Origin of the sequence: Stenotrophomonas maltophilia (assembly GCF_001274595.1) — a bacterium.
Classification (GTDB): Bacteria; Pseudomonadota; Gammaproteobacteria; order Xanthomonadales; family Xanthomonadaceae; genus Stenotrophomonas; species Stenotrophomonas forensis.
In genome coordinates, this window is the sequence record NZ_CP011010.1 from 4554881 (window position 1) to 4572030 (window position 17150).

Consider the following 17150-nt stretch of genomic DNA (forward strand, 5'->3'; position numbering starts at 1 on the left):
TCAGCGCCGGTAGTGCCGGCCGCTGGCCGGCAACCTCAGGAATGCTTCCTGCGCCAAGGGAATGCCGGCCAGCGGCCGGCACTACCCCTGCAACAGACGACGCATCGTTCTGGTAGGTGCCAACCTTGGTTGGCACGAAACCCACGGCGCCGACCAAGGTCGGCATCTACAGACGGCGATTGCCGGGCAGTGGCCGGCATTACCCGGCGATGCTCAGCGCTTGTACTTCGGCACGAACACCTTGTTCACCGCGTCGGCCAGCTGGTCCGGCGGCAGCAGGCCCTGGTCGAGCAGGAAGTTGTTGAACGCCAGGCGGTCGAACTTCGCGCCCAGCGCCAGTTCGGTCTGCATGCGCAGCTCCAGGATCCGGGTATATCCATAGAAATAGCTGCCGGCCTGGCCCGGCATGCGCACCATGTAGCGATCCAGTTCCTGGGTGGCCATCGCCTTGGATAGGCCGACCTGCTCCATCAGCACGCGCTCGCCGTTGGCACGGTCGGTCAGGCCGAGGTTGAGCATCGGGTCAAGCATCGCGCGTGCGGCGCGCAGCAGGCGGAACTGCAGCGCGATCATCTGCCCGTCCAGCGGCTCGTACGGCACCATCTCGGCTTCCGCGTACAGCGCCCAGCCTTCCACGTTCACCGAATTGAACGCGAACATGGTGCGCGCCAGCGAGATGCCGCGCTCGACCATCGCGGTGAACTGCAGCTCGTGGCCCGGGCGGCCTTCATGCGCACTCAGCGTCCATGCCGCTGCCCCGAAGTTGAAGTCGTCGTACTGCGCGCCCGGGCCCGCGGCCGGGTTGCCCAGCGGCAGCACGAAGGTGCCCTGCTGCCCGGTGTTGTTGACCAGCGGTGCCGGCAGGAAGTGCGGGGCCGGGCTGGCCGCGCTCTCGGCGGCCGAGCCCAGGCGCATCTGCATCGCGCGCTTGGGCACGTCGACGATGGCGTGCTCGCGGATCAGCGGATCGATCGCATCGATCACCTTGCGGTAATGGCCTTCCAGATGATCGTCAGCGATCTTGTCGGCCTTCAGCGCGCGGATCACCGCCACCGGGTCACTCGGATCGGCCACCTTCAGGCCCTTGTCCTTCACCACCAGCGGCGCCAGCTGCTGCATCGCCGAGCGGGTTTCCATGAACTCCAGCTGCGCACGCTGCATCAGCAGCTTCGGGTCGATGTCGATGCCGACCTGCTTGAGCTGGTAGGCGTACAGCGGCGCCGGCAGGCGCGCGTCGGCACGTGCCTTCGGCAGCACCTCGGTGCGGGTCCAGGCCGCATAGTCCTTCATCTGCCCGGCCAGGGTCTTCATCGCCTCGTCGGCACCGGCGATCTGGTACTTCTTCAGCAGCGACTCGATGCCGGTGATGTAGGTCTCGACGTTGTCCAGCGACTGCTGCACTTCGATCTTCGTCGGCTGCAGCAGCGTGCTGTCCTTCAGCCGCTCTTCGTAGCGCTGGCGCGCCAGCGTAGTGAAGGCGGTGCCACCCGGCTGCAGGCCGGCATAGGCCTTGAGGCGGTCGACCGCCTTGGCCCGGCGCTCGGCCGGCACCTGGTCGGACAACAGCAGGTTGAGGCCGCTGAACACCGTCTGCGGCGCATCACTCCACGGCAGCAGGTACTTCTCGTTGAGCTCGCTGCCTTCGATGTTCTGGCTGGCGGCATGGATCATGATCTCCAGGTCCTGGCGGACGTTGGGATCCTGCTCGGTGGCCAGCTTCGCCTTCAGTTCGTCGCGTGCCTTGGCCATCGCGGCGCGGTAGCGCTTGCCGTTGTCGGGGCCCAGGTCGGCCACCTTGTCGTCGTAGCCGGGCACGCCGAAGAAGCCGGTTTCTTCCGGCTGGAACGGCCCCTGCGCATCCAGCAGGATCTGCGCCAGCGCATTGCTGCGGGCGACCCAGGCCGGGCTGGCCGGGGTGGTGGCCTTGGCGGCGGGTGCGGCCAAGGCCGGCGGTGCGGACAGCAGCGGGGCGGCAGTCAGGGCCAGGGCAACGGCCAACGCGATCGGCTTCATGGTGCACTCCAGGACAGGGTTGCCCGCACCCTACGCGTTCAGGGCCATGGCGACAATCGGCCGGAGGTCACAATGCGGCGGTCAGCGGGCACTCGCCACGATCACGGCAGGCCTGCAGCTCGCATTCGTGCGCGGCTTCATCATCATCCAGCGCGGTCAGGTCGAAGGTCTGCTTGTCCTCGGCCAGCACGTACATCACCGGATAATCCCACACGTCATCGCTGCGGGTGCCCTTCACGAACAACCGGCCGTGCGCGTGCGGCCCTTCCAGCGAGACGGTCAGGCCGACATCACGCTGGCCGTTGATCGCGGTCTGCATGCTGCCCAGCGGCATCGACCCGGCACGCAGCGGCTCGCCGAACGCGTCCACCAGCTCGATGCTGCAGCCGGCGCGGCGCAGTGCTTCGCGCATCGGCGGGCTCTCGCGCGCCGCCTCGCTCCAACCCAGCACGCTCCAGGCCACCACGCCACCGACCGTGCCCAGCACCAGCACCACGGTCAACGGCATCGCCCAGCGCCAGTGGCGGCACCACCAGCCAGCAGATCGCTGCTGATGAGCGGGAATCGGCGGTGGCAGGGTCATCGGCGGGCTCCTTCCCGGCTGTGGTTCAGGGTTTCAGGCAACGTCCCAGGAAGGCTTCGGCCACGCGGTAGCGATGCAGCGCATCGGCACCGGACAGGCCATGCTTGGCGCCCGGGTAGGTCATCAGTTCGAACGGCTGGGCACGCTTCTGCAGCGCGCTCATCAGGCTGGTCGAGTTGGTGAACAGCACGTTGTCGTCCGCCATGCCGTGGATCAGCAGCAGCGGCGAACGCAGGCCCTCGATATGGGTCAGTACGCGCGCTTCGCGGTAGCCCGCTTCATTGCGCGCCGGCAGGTCCATGTAGCGTTCGGTGTAGTGGCTGTCGTACAGGCCCCAATCGGTGACCGGCGCACCGGCCACGCCGCAGGCGTACTGGTTCGATGCCTTGGCCAGCAGCATCAGGGTCATGTAGCCGCCGTTGGACCAGCCCTGCACGCCGATGCGTGCCGGGTCGACCCACGGCTGCTGCTTCAGCCACGCCACGCCGCGCAGCTGGTCGGTCACTTCCACCGTGCCCTGCTTGCCGTACAGCGCGCTGCCGAAGTCACGGCCACGACGCGGGGTGCCGCGGTTGTCCAGCGAGAACACCACGTAGCCCTGCTGGGCCAGGTACTGGTTGAACAGGTGATCACCGCGGCCGGGCCAGCTGTCGGTGACGGTCTGGCTGGCCGGGCCACCATAGACGTACACCGCCACCGGGTAGCGCTTGGACGGATCGAAACCGGCCGGCTTGATCAGGCTGTAGTTGAGCGGCGTCTTGCCATCAGCGGCGGTGAGCGTGCCGAACTCGATCGGGCGCTGCGCGTCACGGTAACGCGCATACGGGTGCTTGGGATCGGCCAGGTCGTTCTCGAGCAGGGTGGCGATCTTCTCGCCATTGGCGCGGAACAGCTCGATCTGCGGCGGCGTGCTGCTGTTGGACCAGCTGTCGACATAGACACTGGCGTTGCGGGCGAAGCTCGCACTGTGCATGCCCGGCGCCTTCGACAGCCGTTGCGGCTCGCCGCCCTGCAGCGACACCGCGTAGATCTGGCTTTCGCGCGAGGTCTCGATGCCGGCGCGGAAGTAGGCCTTGTCGGCCTTCTCATCGACCGCCAGCAGCTCGTCCACCGGCCAGTTGCCGCGGGTCAGCGCGGTGGTCTTGCCCTTGCTGTCGATGCGGTACAGGTGCTGGAAGCCGGTGCGTTCGGACGACCACAGCACGCTGCCGTCTTCCAGGAAGCGCAGGCTGTTGTGCAGCGGCACCCAGGTCGGGCTGGTCTCGTGGGCGAGCACGCGCTGGCGGTTGGAATCGAGTGCCACTTCCACCAGGTCCAGCTGCTTCTGGTCGCGCGACTGGCGCTGGAAGCTCAGGTGCTGCGCATCGCGCCAGTCGACGCGGGCCAGGTAGATGTCCTGTTCCTTGCCCAGGTCGACCCAGCGCGGTTGTGCGTCGGCGGCCGGCGCGATCACGCCCAGCTGCACACGCACGTTGGCATCGCCCGCGGCCGGATAGCGCTGCTCGATCACGTCGGTGCGGTCGGCATAGACTTCGTAGCGCTTCTGCACCGGCACCGGCGACTCGTCGATGCGCGCGAAGGCGATGGCCGAATCGTCCGGCGCCCACCAGTAACCGGTGTGGCGGTCCATCTCTTCATCGGCGACGAATTCGGCCACGCCGTTGCCGATCGTGGTGCTGCCGTCGCGGGTCAGCTGCAGCTGCTTGCCGCTGGCCAGGTCGATCACCCACAGGTTGCGGCCGCGGATGAAGCTGACGAAACCGCCCTTCGGCGACAGCTTGGCATCGGTGGCGAAACCCTCGCCGTGGGTCAGCTGGCGAACCGCGGCCTGGCCCTGCTGCTTCAGGTCATAGAGATACAGTTCGCCGCCGAGCGGGAACAGCAGGCGCTGCGCGTCCGGCGACCACTGGTAATCGACGATGCCGGTCATCGCGGCGATGCGCTGGCGCTCGCGGCGGGCCTTTTCCTCATCGCTGAGGGTCTCGGTGCCCGGCAGCACCACCTTGGAGTCGACCAGCAGGCGGGTCTGGCCGCTGCCGATGTCGTAGGTCCACAGGTCCAGCTGGTTACGGTCGCTGTCCTTGCCGCGCAGGAAGCTGACCTGCGACCCGTCCGGCGCCACCTTGGGCTTCATCAGGGTCGGGCCGGACAACGGCAGCGGGCCGGTGATGGCTTCCAGGGTCAGCTTTTCAGCGTGGGCGGCGGTACTGGTGGCGAGCATGAGGGCGAGCGAAGCGAACAGGTGGCGCATGAAGAATCCCGGCAAACGGCAGGTCCGCCCACCACGATGGATGCGGGGCGGTCGTCCCCCATCCTAACCAAGCCCGTGCGGGAAGACAGCATGACCTTTTGCCCATACGGAGTGCCGACGAGTGCCGACCAACGGTCGGCACCCACCACCAGTAGATCCACGCCATGCGTGGATGACGCCGTCCCGGGTCAGCGCTGGCCGAACAGGTGCCTGCGTTCTTCGTCGCTGAGCGGCTTGCCGGCGTTCGGGTTCACCTGCTGGCGCAGGGCGTAGGCGCGCTGGGTGGCCGGGCGCGCGGCGATCGCTTCATGCCAGCGCTTCAGGTTCGGGAACGCGGAAAAATCGACGGGGATCTTGTCGTAGGCCCCGATCCACGGGTAGCTGGCCATGTCGGCGATGGTGTATTCATCACCGGCCAGGAAGGCGTGCTGGGCCAGGCGCTTGTCCATCACCCCGTGCAGGCGGCGCACCTCGTTGTCATAGCGCTCGATCGCATACGGGATCTTCTCCGGCGCGTACACATTGAAGTGACCCATCTGGCCGCTCATCGGGCCCAGCCCGGCCATCTGCCAGAACAGCCATTCCAGGGTGGTGACGCGGCCGCGCGGGTCGCTGGGCAGGAACTGGCCGGTCTTCTCGGCCAGGTACAGCAGGATCGCGCCGGACTCGAACACGCTCTGCGGGGCACCGCCATCGGCTGGGGCCTGGTCGACGATGGCCGGCATCTTGTTGTTGGGCGAGATCGCAAGGAATTCCGGCTTGAACTGGTCGCCCGAGCCGATGTTGACCGGGTGGATGCGGTACTGCAGGCCGGTTTCCTCCAGCAGCAGGGTCACTTTGTGGCCGTTCGGGGTTGGCCAGTAATACAGGTCGATCATGGCGGCGGCTCGGGGTGCGGAAAGGAACCTGGAGTCTAGTGCGAGAGTTGGGTTGGCACCGTCATGGCGGGTCGGTAACCTCGCGGCTCCCCCGAAACGCACTGTCCTGCATGAGCCACAGTCCTCGTCCCCTGTCCCCGTTGTCCTCGCTGATCTTCGCCTCGCGCTGGCTGCAGCTGCCGCTGTACCTGGGCCTGATCCTTGCCCAGTGCGTCTACGTATTCCTGTTCGGCAAGGAGCTCTGGCACCTGCTGTCCCACTCCGTCTCGATGGGCGAACAGCAGATCATGCTGATCGTGCTGGGCCTGATCGACGTGGTGATGATCTCCAACCTGCTGGTGATGGTGATCGTTGGCGGCTACGAGACCTTCGTCTCGCGCCTGCGCCTGGAAGGCCATCCGGACCAGCCCGAATGGCTGAGCCACGTCAATGCCAGCGTGCTGAAGGTGAAGCTGGCAATGGCGATCATCGGCATTTCCTCGATCCACCTGCTGAAGACGTTCATCGCCACCAGCGCGCTGAAGGGCCTGCCGCTGTGCAAGCCGGAACAATGGGCCGCCGCGGTGTCGTCGGCTTCGACCAGCTTCTACAGCGCTGGCGTCGAGACCTGCACGACGATGACCCAGGAAGGCGTGCTCTGGCAGACCATCATCCACTGCGTGTTCATCCTGTCGGCGATCGGCATCGCCTGGACCGACAAGCTGATGTCCAACAGCCACAGCAAGCCACACGACAAGGCGCACGACCACTGAGGTCGGCGCCGGCAGCGGCCTGACCGCCGTTGCCTGTCCCGGCCACCGCCCCTTGTACGCGGCGGTGGCCGGGATGCTAGATTGCACCCTCGCCGTTGCCGGCGGTGGCGTCGGGAAACGTCACCCAGCCGCGCCCGGACCGCAGGTCCCGGCCATGCATATCAATGATTTACGTCACGTCGTCTTCTAGAGGGGAGCAGGATGTCGCACGTCTCAATGATCACCGCCGCGCGCCGGTGGCTGCCGGTTGCCCTGGCACTTGCGCTGGCCGCCTGCTCGGGCAAGGAGGAAGCTCCGGCTTCCGCGCCGGACAAGGCACCGGCCGCTGCTGCACCGGCCGCTCCGGTGGTCGCTGCCAAGGTGCAGTCGATGGGTACCGAACAGCTGCGCGAATCGGCCAGCCAGGCGCTGCGCGAGAACCGCATGTACGCGCCGGCCGGTGACAACGCCATCGAGTACTACCTCGCCCTGCGTGACAAGACGCCAGACGACGCCTCGGTGAAGAGTGCGCTGACCGACCTGCTGCCCTACACCCTGATCGCCGCCGAGCAGCATCTGGCGCGCGAGGATTACACCGAGGCGCAGCGCCTGGTGGCATTGATCGAGAAAGTGGATGCGTCCGCGCCGGCCCTGCCGCGCCTGAAGGAAGGCCTGGCCAAGGGCGTGCAGAACGCCGCCAAGCGCACCGAAGCGGAAGCCGAAAAGGCGAAGAAGGACGCCGAGGACCGCAGCAAGCAGCAGACCGAGCAGCAGCGTCTGACCGAGCAACGCGCCAAGGAAGCCGATGCCGCCAAGCAGATTGCCGCGCAGCAGGATGCCGCACGCCGCGACAACGAACGGCAGGAGGCCGAGCGCCAGGCCGCCGCCCGTCGTGAAGCCGAGCAGAAGCAGCAGCAGGCCGCCGCGCAGCAGGCCAGCGCCGCACGCCAGGCTGCGGCCCCGGCTGCACCGACCCTGCGCCCGGTCAGCACGCCGGCGCCGCGTTATCCGGGCGAGGCCCTGCGCTCGGGCACCTCGGGCGAAGTGCTGGTGGAGATCACCGTCGGCACCGACGGCTCGGTGGTGAACGCACGCGTGCTGCGCGCAACGCCCGGCCGCGTATTCGACCGCGAAGCCCTCAACGCAGTGAAGCGCTGGCGCTTCGAGCCGGTCAGCGCCCCGGTTACCACCCGCCGTACGCTGGTGTTCGCGCCGGGCGGCTGATGCCGCGGCAACGCCGGGCCACGCCCGGCGGTCTGGATCAAGGCCCGGCATGCCCGGGCCTTGTGTTTTTCAGGCTGCCGCGTCGATCAGCCGTTGCAGGACCGGATCGCGCGCCGTCATTACTCTGAAAAGGCCTAGCGCGTGCAATGCCGGCAGCAGATCGCGAAGATCGACCTCTGCCGCGGCACGGGTGGCAGCACTGCCCGCAGGATCCTGCCAGTCGCGCACGCTGGCGAGGAAAGCGCCGACGCTGCCCTTGCGCACGGTCAGGCCGTTCACGTGCATGTCGTCCTGGTTATCGGGGAGGATGTCCTGCGGTTTCATGGGAATGGGCTCCTTGGGATGGGCCGCCAGTCTCAGGCTTGCAGTTCGACCGTTCTGCCGTATAACTGCCAACCTATATGGCAGATCAGCCAACCCAAGTGCCTTTGATCGATCCCGCACTGGCCGATGCGGCCACAGGGCCGTGGCTGCTGGGCGTACAGCTGACCATGCCAGGGACGCGACGCACGCCGCGTCACCAGCACGCACGCGGGCAGCTGCTGGGTGCGCGCCGCGGCCTTATGAGCATCGAAGCCGGCGACCAGCACTGGCTGCTTCCGGCGGGACACGTCGCGTGGGTCCCGCCTCGCCTGCCGCATGCATTGGCCAGCCTCGGTGACTTCGACGGCTGGAGCCTTTACTTCAGTACTTCGGCCTGCGCGCCATTGCCCACTGTACCGCGCGTGTTCCAGCCCAGCATGCTGCTGCAGGCGGCGGTGCCACGCGCTCTGCAGTGGAGGCACGGCGCATTGGGGGATGCGCAGCTGAGGCTGGCCGGAGTAATTGGCGATGAGATCGCAGCTGGTCTTCCGTTGCCGCTGGCACTGCCGCAGCCACGCGATCGCCGCCTGCGACGGATCGCCACCGCGCTGGCCCGCGCGCCACATGATCCGCGCAGCGTGCAGGATTGGGCCGCTGCCAGCGGCCTGTCTGGCCGCAGCCTGGCTCGCCATTGGTTGGCCGAAACGGGCATGCCGCTCAGCCACTGGCGGCAGCGGTTGCGCGTACTGTTGGCATTACCGCGCCTGCTGTCAGGCGAAACGGTCATCGAAGTCGCGCTGTCGATGGGCTATGAAACACCCAGTGCATTCATCGCCGTGTTCAAGCGTGAGATGGGCGTGACACCGGCACGCTATGGTGCGGGGTGAGACTTGGCATGGTGGACCGGAAAAGGGCCGGCCACACCAGAGATGCTACTCCTCTGGACGCCACATCATCCGTTCCTTGTGACGCTCCAACGCCCGCGCATAGATGTCCGGATCGCTGGCGAATTCAGCCATGAACCTTGGCTCTGGAAGTCGATAGGGATCCTCAGGATCAATCTGGCATTCCGCCTCGATCTCAGGTGGGAAGACCGGCTTGTGGCAGGTCTTGAAAGTCAGCCACCGGCAGAGCGTGAGTGCGCCATAGACCGGGAACATCAGGTTGGTACGCAGCGGCATCAGTGCCGTGCCCATCATCAGGATGACCATCAGCCAGCAGTTGCGGATCGTTGGGTCCGACGAGAGCGTGATAACCCTGTCACGTGGGTCGTCGTAACAGTTTTCCGGGCCGTCCTGCATATAGCGGCAGATCAGCGCCCATTCCTCGAGAATGTGATCGTCGTGATGCCAGAAGTGTCCGACGGTGAAGGTCTGCTGTATCTGCTGATTGCGGTCAAGAAGGTGACACCTGAGATCACGCAGCTCACGGTTCTGTGCGCCCCGGCCGATGTGGAAGAAAGCGTAAGGCGAACCCCAGGGCACGACCGTCACGCCTCCAGGGCCGTTGTGCCTGAAGAAGTAGATCTTGCGGGTGATGCGATTGAAGCGGACCGGGTAGTGGGTGTACTGGAAGAGGTCATGTCTCAGATATATAAGCCACGTAGGAAGGATGATGCCAAGTGACATTACCGCCACGATGGCGAGATAACCGCCGCTGCCGATGACACCCTCTTCGGTCTCCGAAGCAGACTGTGCAAATGCAAGGAACATCCATATGCCGATAGTGCATCCAACGAGCGCAGCAATGCAGTGCGCCATACCCTTAACCTTAAAAGTCCTATCAACAAATTCAATGTACGTCGAATTGAAGCGAATCAGGCCGAAGGCGTCATCAGGAACTGACTTTCCAAAATCATCATTCTTGAGCGCAGCACGCCTCTCGACATGATCCAGCCCACGATCTTTCGGAAATTTCGCAACCCACCCAGTAAGCATCTGGTTACAACCTGATTCTTTTCAATTCATGCATCTGCTCATCTACCCCTTGGAACTCCCCAGCGGCATTCTTTCCGAAGTGAAGCGCCCGATCCATCCAGCGTTCGGTGTCGTCCGGCTTGAACCACGCGACAACCACAGTTATGGCAGCCGCGATGATCATCAGAATGATCGCTAACGGTATAGCCATGCCGAACAGAACCAGCAAGGAGGACACTACTGACAATGTACCGCTGAGACCGAGCCCAAAACCGTATGCTTTATTGAGCTTGGACTCACGCGCCCCTTCATAGATCGTCAATCCGCCCAACACCATGCCAGCAATCCCACTCAACCACCGCCCCGACGCGTAGACGGCTGCTGCACGAGTCTGAGCATAGGCCGCCCATCGCCCCAACGGCTCCGCCAGCTTCTGCGAGAACCAGGGCAACTTCGATCCGATCTCACCCAACAGCATCGCCGAGTCTCCCACCAGCGCACCCACCCCAGCGGCAAAGTTGGCGCCCAGCAGCGGGCGGTCACGCGGCAGTGCCTTGCTGTACTGCCGACTCAGTTCGAACAGACTGGCGGAGGCAAATACCAGGCTGGCCGTGCCATAGGCGAACGAGGGGTTTACCGACTTTGGCGAAGCTGCCCCGTATCGCGTCATACATATCGACGGTGGTCAGCGTTCGTGACAGCTCTGCATGGCGCGACGTTCCGGTGATCACCGCTTTCGCGTTCAGCGCCTTGAACAACCGCAACTGGTCGCTGTCCACCAGGGCAACGAGTCCGATCCTGAAACGCTTTCCGTCCATATCGGCATCAGCCGCAGCAACGGCGTGCGCTGCCACCGCGCGTGCTTGGCTGGCCGCGTTCAAGCCTGCGCGTTCGCTGACGGCCATCGCCAGAGCATTGCGCGCGCGCTTGGGCGTCGTGTATCCGCTCAGGTCCACCAGCTCGGCATCCGGCGATGCCGACTGGGCGAGTGCGGTCAGCATCCCCACTTGCATCCGGGTGGGCAACAGCATGGCGCTGCCCTCGAACGCCTTCCTGACGCCGGCTCCGATCATTCGCGTCAGTGGCCCTGAAAGCTGCTCCACCAGCCGTGCCGTCCCCTGGAACATCGCACTCAGCTTTCCGGCGGATTCTGCATCCAGCAGTGCCTTGAGCGCGTTGGACAGGCCGTTGGCCGCTGTCAGCCAGTCCCGCGTGCCCGGCGCGACACTGGCCTTCTCCATGGTCTGCTTCCAGGTCTTCAGCAACGCATCCTGGTTCCACATCTGTGCTCGCAGGAGGATGGCTCCGGGGTCCTGCAGATCTTCCAGCTGCAGCTGCTCGAGCAGATAGCCCATGATGAGGCCGCGCGAGGCTGAGTCACGCAGCAGGTTGGTCACGACTTCCTGGTAGAGCACCCCGCTGGTGCTGTCCTTGCTGTCGAAGTTGCTCTGCATGTGCTGCTTGAAGGCAGGCGCCTGCCACCATGCGATCATTGCCCGATCAAGATCGGCCACGGTGTGCTCATAGAACCGCTCCTGCGCAGGCGCGTAGATCTTCTTCAACCAGTGGGTATGCGCATCGGCCTTGCGCAGGTGACGGCTGTACTTGCGCCAGGACTTCTCTGCCTGGGCCAGCACCGCCTCCTCATCCTCGACAGCAAATATGTCGTGATTCCACGCTTGCAGTGGCCTGGCCAGCTGCTCCGCGTTGGTCTTTCCGCCCAGTATGCTGACCACGCCACGACCGAACAGGGCCGCTTCCCTGCGGCGGTACCCGACTTCTTCGAAGGCCCCCTGTCGCACGGCGCCCTCCATCAGCGAGATGGACGAGGCAGACTGGACCCTCTCCCGCCGCTCAGGCTCGGCCTCCCATTCAAGAATGCGTTCGATGGCGAGCTGGTTGAGATCGGAAATGATGCCGATCGGATCGTCCAGCGCCACCAGCGCAGGCGGCGATACCTGCGGGTGGCCAGCAGCAATGCCTGCCTGCGCGATCAACTGGTCGACCTGCGCGGTGGAGTAGTTTGCCCATTGATCCAGGCTGTATTCGAACGCATGCACACCGGGAACTGCGTTGATCGCCGGTATGCCCTGCACTCCCCGATCATTGCGGGAGACTGTCAATGTCGTGGATGGTTTGGCGAGATGGAGTTCAGCCACCAGCGCGGGAGCTTGCCCGAGTTCGGCAAGGTGTGGCTGCGGCTGCCCACCGGCCCGCCACGCGGCAACGTCAATGCATCGCATGTGCCGCTGGCGATAGGCGGGGTCCTGGTGCATCCCCCACACCCTGCGCGTCCACGGTGCGCTGCTGTAGGCCAGCCACAACAGGGTTGCCTGGGCGGCATCGGGCACGATGATGCATTTGGACAGCAGCGTTTCGCCGTGGCGCGAGCACCTCGCCGGCCGTGTATCGTTCTGCGGCGGCGGGGTCTGGTCGCGGATGTCGAACGCACTGAGGTCGCCGTATTCATTCAACTGCCATGCCCTCCACTCATCGCGCGCCTGGTGGTAGCTGTAGACATAGCCGCCGCGCAGGAGGCTAAGTGCATAACGTGCAGACACTTCCGGCAACGGCTGCTCGCCCGCAACGCCATCGAATGGCGCTTGCAGCACCGGCGCCGCCTCACGGACCTCCGCATCTGCCCGCGCCACCGCGTAGCGCGCAAGCAGCAGCGGCAATCCGGACGTGATGCAGTTCGGGCAGTAGTCGGGATCGCTTTCGAGTCCAGTCATGCCGCCTCCGTCTGCAGACCGTGTTGGCGTTCCAGTTCGCAGGCCATGCGATAGGACATCCCCTGCTGATGGACACGCTGGAGCCGCAGGTTCAGTGCCGCCTGCTCGGCCGGATCCCCGGTGCCGCGCAGTCGCTGGCACGCATACACCTGCTGATCGTCCAGATCCTGCAGCCCCATGCTCTGGGCTTCGCCGATCGCCTGCAGCACCGCAGGCAGCAGCGTGCTTGCATGGCCGCCCCTCTCTTCGGAAAGATCTCTCAGGCAACCATTGATGCAGGCGACCTGGGCCAGAACACTCCACTGGTCCGGATGGATCAAAGGGCCGGGCGGACCCTCGGCAACCGGCCGCGGGTGAGTACGCCACGTGTTGCCCAGCGGCTCATGCCAGGTCCATGCCGAGATCGGTCCCATCAACTGTGCCATCTGCGAAGGACCCAGCAGCCACCGAAGGTGTCGGAACACCCGTGCGTCGTGGATGCGGAACAACACCCTTCCGGCATGCGGTCGCAGAAGGGCCATCCGGTTCATCAGATGGTTTCGGACCCGGTCCGGTACGTCACTCTCAAGCAGGGTGCAGAACAGCGGCCGGCCGCGATCACGCAGCTGGGCATCGGCCCGCTCAAGCAGTTCAAGCCGCGTCTGCCAAGGCAGTGCATGCAGTGGCACCAGCAAGGGGGGATTGTGCAGTCGCCTGCCCAGCAGCGGTGGGTTCAGCGGTTCGACGGGAAGATCGGCGAACTGTGCGGCAGCGACCTGCGTCGGATCGACGATGCCATGCGTCTGCGCGAGGAAGGTGCGGTGCCCCATGTCGACAGGGGCCGCGTCTGGTGAGTCCAGGTCCATTGGATCACGGTGGGAAAGTGTGATTCCACGGTAGGACCCTGCACCTGAGGCGTTAAGAGGCAGACGCGACAGTTCGCGCAATCGCCCCACTTTTGCAACTTTTCGTACGGCGGTGCCGACGCCCTGCAGCCGGACACGACGAGGCCCGGAATGACCGGGCCTCGCTTTAGATCCGCCGGGCGTAGCCCGGCGCGTGCCCTGGGGTCAGCCGGAGATGGCCAGGCGTTCGTTGTGGTAGCGGCGAACCGCGGCGAACCACAGCACGGCGGCCAGGCCCAGGCTGGCGCCGAGGTAGATCGCCCACACCGAGGGGGTGATGGTCTCGTGGCGGATCACCTTCAGCAACATCTGGTTCTGCGACAGGAACGGCACCGCGTACTGCCACAGCTGGCTTTTCACCGGATAGGCGATCAGCGCGTAACCCGGCAGCATCGGCAACAGCATCAGCCAGGTCATGTGGCTCTGGGCTTCCTTCATGCTCTTGGCCGCAGCGGCCAGGAAGGTCAGCAGCGAGGTGCCGATCAGCAGCATCGGCAGCATCACCAGCAGCATCTGCACCATCGCCATGATGTTCATGTTGAGCTGGCGGCCGATGTTGCCCGGCGCGATCTGGGCACTGACCTTGAACGCGATCAGGGTGAGCAGCAGCGACGCGAAGCCGACCATGCAGGCGGCGGCGATCTTGCCGCTGACAATGGCGCTGCGCGACCCCGGCGTGGCCAGCAGCGGTTCAAGAGACTGCCGCTCGCGCTCGCCGGCGGTGGTGTCCATCACCAGATAGGCACCGCCCAGGAACGAGGTCAGGGTCAACAGGATCGGCAGCAGTGCCGACAGCATCAGGCCACGCTTGGCTTCGGCACTGGCCATGTCCTGGCTGGCCATGTCCAGTGGCCGTGCAACCTGGGCGTCGATGCCACGCGCCATCAGCCGCAACGCGCCGACCTGGCCGTTGTAGGTGGCCAATGCCGCCTGCAGGCGCGCAGTGGGCACCTCCGCGGCACGCCGCGTGCTGTCACGGATCACCTCCACCAGCGCCGGCTTGCCGTCGGCCCAGTTGCTGCCGAACTCCGGGCTGATGCGCAGCGCCACGTCGATCTCCTGCGAGCGGATGGCCTCGGCCAGGTCCTTCGGCGCGGCAGTGGCATTCAGGCCCTGGGCGGCCAGGAAGCGGACCAGGTTCGGCGCGTGCTCGGCACCGATGGTGGGAATCTGCAGCGGCTGCTCGATCTGGGTGCGCACGCGGCTTTCAGACAGCTTGCCCATGCCCAGGATCAGCAGCGGGTACAGCAGCGGGCCGAACAGCAGGGTCAGCGCCAGTGTGCGGCGGTCGCGCGACAGGTCACGCAGCTCCTTGCGCATCACCGTCATCAGGGTCGACATCATGCTCATGCGTGCAGGCCCTCTTCGCTGCCGATCAGTTTCACGAACGCGTCTTCCAGGTTGGATTCGCCGGACTGCGCGCGCAGTTCATCGGCACTGCCGGCGGCCATCACCGTGCCCTTGGCGATGATCACGATGTGGTCGCACAGCGCGCCCACCTCCTGCATGATGTGGCTGGACAGGATCACGCAGCGGCCTTCCTCGCGCAGGCCCAGCAGGAAGCGGCGCAGCGCGCGCGTGGTCATCACGTCCAGGCCGTTGGTGGGTTCATCGAGGATCACGTTGCGCGGGTCGTGCACCAGCGCGCGGGCGATGGCGGTCTTGGTGCGCTGGCCCTGCGAGAAGCCATCGGTCTGGCGGTCGAGGATGTCACCCATGTCCAGTGCATGCGACAGCACTTCGATGCGTTCGCGGATGCGCTGCGCGGACAGGCCGTGCAGCTCGCCGAAGTAGGCGATGTTCTCGCGCGCGGTCAGGCGCTTGTAGACGCCGCGCGCATCGGGCAGCACGCCAAGATGGCGCCGCACTTCCACCGGGTCGCGGGCGGCGTCGATGCCGTCGACGCTGATGCTGCCCTGGTCGGGTGTCATCAGCGTGTACAGCATGCGCATGGTGGTGGTCTTGCCGGCACCATTGGGGCCGAGCAGGCCGGTGATCTGGCCATCGGCGGCACGGAAACCGACGTTGGACACCGCCTGGATGCGGCCGGTACGGGTGTCGAAGGCCTTGTGCAGGTTGTCGGCGACGATCATGGGGTCCATCCGTTGAACGAGGTGAACGCCGGCACGTAGCTCAGCGTATCCAGGCAGCTGGCATCGAGCGCCTTGGCATCGGTGGTGTCGATGAACTGGCCAAGCAGCCGCGGCATGCAGCCGGCATTGAGCGTGCCATGGCCCTGCCCGCGGGCGACCAGCGCACGGCCATTGGGCAGGCCCTTGAGCACCTGTTCGGCATAGCGCGGCGGGGTGACCGGATCCAGTTCACCGGAGAGCAGCAGCACCGGCAGGTCCGACTTCAGCGGCGCGGTCAGCGCGGCCGGTGCCGGCTGGTGCGGCCACACCGGGCAGGCCGCGAAGAACGCACGTGCCGCTTCGGCACCGAACAGGGCGTCATCGCTCTCTGCCGGGGCCTGGAAGCGCGGCGCATCCTCGCTGCAGATCACCGACCACTGCATGCCACGGTTGATCTGGAAATCCATGCTGCGGGTCGCGCCGCGCACCAGCGAGGCCAGCGGTGCGTATCGGCCCTGCACCGCTTCATCCAGCACCAGCGGCAGCAGCGAAGAATATTCGGGCACGTAGGAGAATGCGAAGGCCAGGCCAACCACGCTGTCCGGAGTCAGCACGTCCTGGCGGGGCGCATTGGTGCCGGGATCGCGGTAATCGACCGTGACCGGCGCACGCCGCAGGGTCTCGGCCACGGCGCGCAGCTGTTCCCGGGTATCGACCGGGAACCGCTTGCTGCAGACGGCATCCTTGCGGCACTGCGCCGACTGCAGGGTGATCGCGTTGTCGAACGTGCGGGCGAACTCGCCGCCGACCACCAGGTCGTTGGGCACCACGCCATCGATGACCAGGCTGCGGGTGTGCTGCGGGTAGGCGATCGCGTAGCGCTGGGCGACGCGCGTGCCGTAGGAACCACCGACCAGGTTCAACCTGTCCACGCCCAGCGCCTGGCGTACGGCGTCCAGATCGGCGATGGCCTCGGCGGTGGTGTAGAAGCGTGCATCGGCGCGCCCCTGCAGCGAGGCCGCGCAGCGCTGCGCGTAATCACGCAGCGAGGCCTCGGTGGGGGCCGCGTCCTCGTCCATCTGCAGTTCCTTGCCATCCGCGCCGAGGCAGCTGAGCGGGTTGGAACCGCCGGTGCCGCGCTGGTCGATCAGGAACACGTCGCGCTGCTTGCGCACCTGGCGCAGCGCGCTGTCGACGATGACCGCCACTTCGCTGGCGGCCTGCCCGGGGCCACCGGCCAGGAAGAACACCGGATCAGGCTGGCCGGCTCCGCTGCTGCCCGATTCCAGCCAGGCGATGCGCAGGTCGATCTGGCGGCCGCCGGGGTGGGCGCGGTCCTCCGGCACCTGCAGGGTCGCGCACTGGGCTTCGACATTGGCGCTGGCACCTTCGGTGGACAGCGTGCAGGGCTGGAAATCGATGGCGCCGAAGCGGCGGCTTGGGGCGTCGCTGGCGCCCTGGGTGTCGGCTGACGGCGGCTGGCTGCAACCGGCAAGCATCAGGCTGGCCAGCATTCCGGCCAGCGCGAGGTGGTGTCTTTGCATCGTGCTCGTTTCCCCTGGA

At 66.0% G+C, this 17150-nt stretch carries 15 protein-coding genes; 3 read left to right on the top strand and 12 right to left on the bottom strand.

Annotated features, from left to right (window positions below; genetic code table 11):
* Positions 1-213: 213 nt before the first annotated feature.
* The 4 genes from VN11_RS20695 to VN11_RS20710 all read right to left on the bottom strand — a co-directional run bounded on the left by VN11_RS20695 (position 214) and on the right by VN11_RS20710 (position 5725).
* Complete coding sequence (locus tag VN11_RS20695; protein ID WP_049455985.1) at positions 214-2013, bottom strand: DUF885 domain-containing protein; 1800 nt, start codon at positions 2011-2013, stop codon at positions 214-216.
* A 67-nt stretch (positions 2014-2080) separates the two neighbouring features.
* On the bottom strand, positions 2081-2596 hold the full coding sequence (locus VN11_RS20700; RefSeq protein ID WP_049455984.1) for a cytochrome c oxidase assembly factor Coa1 family protein: 516 nt from the start codon (positions 2594-2596) through the stop codon (positions 2081-2083).
* A gap of 25 nt (positions 2597-2621) precedes the next feature.
* On the bottom strand, positions 2622-4847 hold the full coding sequence (locus VN11_RS20705) for a S9 family peptidase (RefSeq protein WP_053451105.1): 2226 nt from the start codon (positions 4845-4847) through the stop codon (positions 2622-2624).
* Between the two features lie 188 nt (positions 4848-5035).
* On the bottom strand, positions 5036-5725 hold the full coding sequence (locus VN11_RS20710; RefSeq protein WP_053451106.1) for a glutathione binding-like protein: 690 nt from the start codon (positions 5723-5725) through the stop codon (positions 5036-5038).
* A 110-nt stretch (positions 5726-5835) separates the two neighbouring features.
* On the opposite strand from VN11_RS20710, the gene VN11_RS20715 reads away from it, so the two are divergent.
* Together VN11_RS20715 and VN11_RS20720 are read left to right on the top strand one after the other, a co-directional pair.
* Positions 5836-6477: a TIGR00645 family protein gene (locus VN11_RS20715; RefSeq protein WP_053451107.1), complete on the top strand. Its 642-nt coding sequence runs from the start codon at positions 5836-5838 to the stop codon at positions 6475-6477.
* A gap of 201 nt (positions 6478-6678) precedes the next feature.
* Positions 6679-7680 (top strand): energy transducer TonB, encoded by a 1002-nt coding sequence (locus tag VN11_RS20720; protein ID WP_006475839.1) that lies wholly within the window; start codon positions 6679-6681, stop codon positions 7678-7680.
* 69 nt (positions 7681-7749) lie between these two features.
* On the opposite strand, the gene VN11_RS20725 is transcribed toward VN11_RS20720, so the two are convergent.
* Positions 7750-8004 carry a hypothetical protein gene (locus VN11_RS20725; RefSeq protein ID WP_053451108.1) on the bottom strand — a complete coding sequence of 85 codons (255 nt, stop codon included), beginning with the start codon at positions 8002-8004 and terminating at the stop codon, positions 7750-7752.
* Between the two features lie 77 nt (positions 8005-8081).
* On the opposite strand from VN11_RS20725, the gene VN11_RS20730 reads away from it, so the two are divergent.
* Positions 8082-8870, top strand: coding sequence for an AraC family transcriptional regulator (locus VN11_RS20730; RefSeq protein ID WP_053451109.1), 789 nt, complete (start codon positions 8082-8084; stop codon positions 8868-8870).
* Positions 8871-8915: 45 nt separating this feature from the next.
* Here the strand turns inward: VN11_RS20730 and VN11_RS20735 are convergent, their stop codons facing one another.
* The 7 genes from VN11_RS20735 to VN11_RS20765 all read right to left on the bottom strand — a co-directional run bounded on the left by VN11_RS20735 (position 8916) and on the right by VN11_RS20765 (position 17131).
* Complete coding sequence (locus tag VN11_RS20735) at positions 8916-9920, bottom strand: DUF6708 domain-containing protein (protein ID WP_148565001.1); 1005 nt, start codon at positions 9918-9920, stop codon at positions 8916-8918.
* Between the two features lie 4 nt (positions 9921-9924).
* Positions 9925-10377, bottom strand: a complete 453-nt coding sequence (locus VN11_RS20740; RefSeq protein WP_053451111.1) for a hypothetical protein — start codon at positions 10375-10377, stop codon at positions 9925-9927.
* Between the two features lie 61 nt (positions 10378-10438).
* The gene (locus VN11_RS20745; RefSeq protein ID WP_053451112.1) at positions 10439-12631 is read right to left on the bottom strand and encodes a T6SS effector BTH_I2691 family protein; all 2193 of its coding nucleotides are present in this window, start codon (positions 12629-12631) and stop codon (positions 10439-10441) included.
* A complete protein-coding gene (locus VN11_RS20750) occupies positions 12628-13476 on the bottom strand; it encodes a DUF4123 domain-containing protein (RefSeq protein ID WP_148565002.1) in 849 nt (282 codons plus the stop codon). Before VN11_RS20750 ends, VN11_RS20745 begins: the two co-directional genes overlap by 4 nt.
* A gap of 204 nt (positions 13477-13680) precedes the next feature.
* On the bottom strand, positions 13681-14865 hold the full coding sequence (locus tag VN11_RS20755; RefSeq protein WP_053451114.1) for an ABC transporter permease: 1185 nt from the start codon (positions 14863-14865) through the stop codon (positions 13681-13683).
* Positions 14862-15608 carry an ATP-binding cassette domain-containing protein gene (locus VN11_RS20760; RefSeq protein WP_040006902.1) on the bottom strand — a complete coding sequence of 249 codons (747 nt, stop codon included), beginning with the start codon at positions 15606-15608 and terminating at the stop codon, positions 14862-14864. The genes VN11_RS20755 and VN11_RS20760 overlap by 4 nt, the downstream gene beginning before the upstream one ends.
* Entirely contained in the window at positions 15605-17131 is a 1527-nt protein-coding gene (locus VN11_RS20765; RefSeq protein WP_053451115.1) for an alpha/beta hydrolase, read from the bottom strand. The genes VN11_RS20760 and VN11_RS20765 overlap by 4 nt, the downstream gene beginning before the upstream one ends.
* Between the last annotated feature and the right edge of the window lie 19 nt (positions 17132-17150).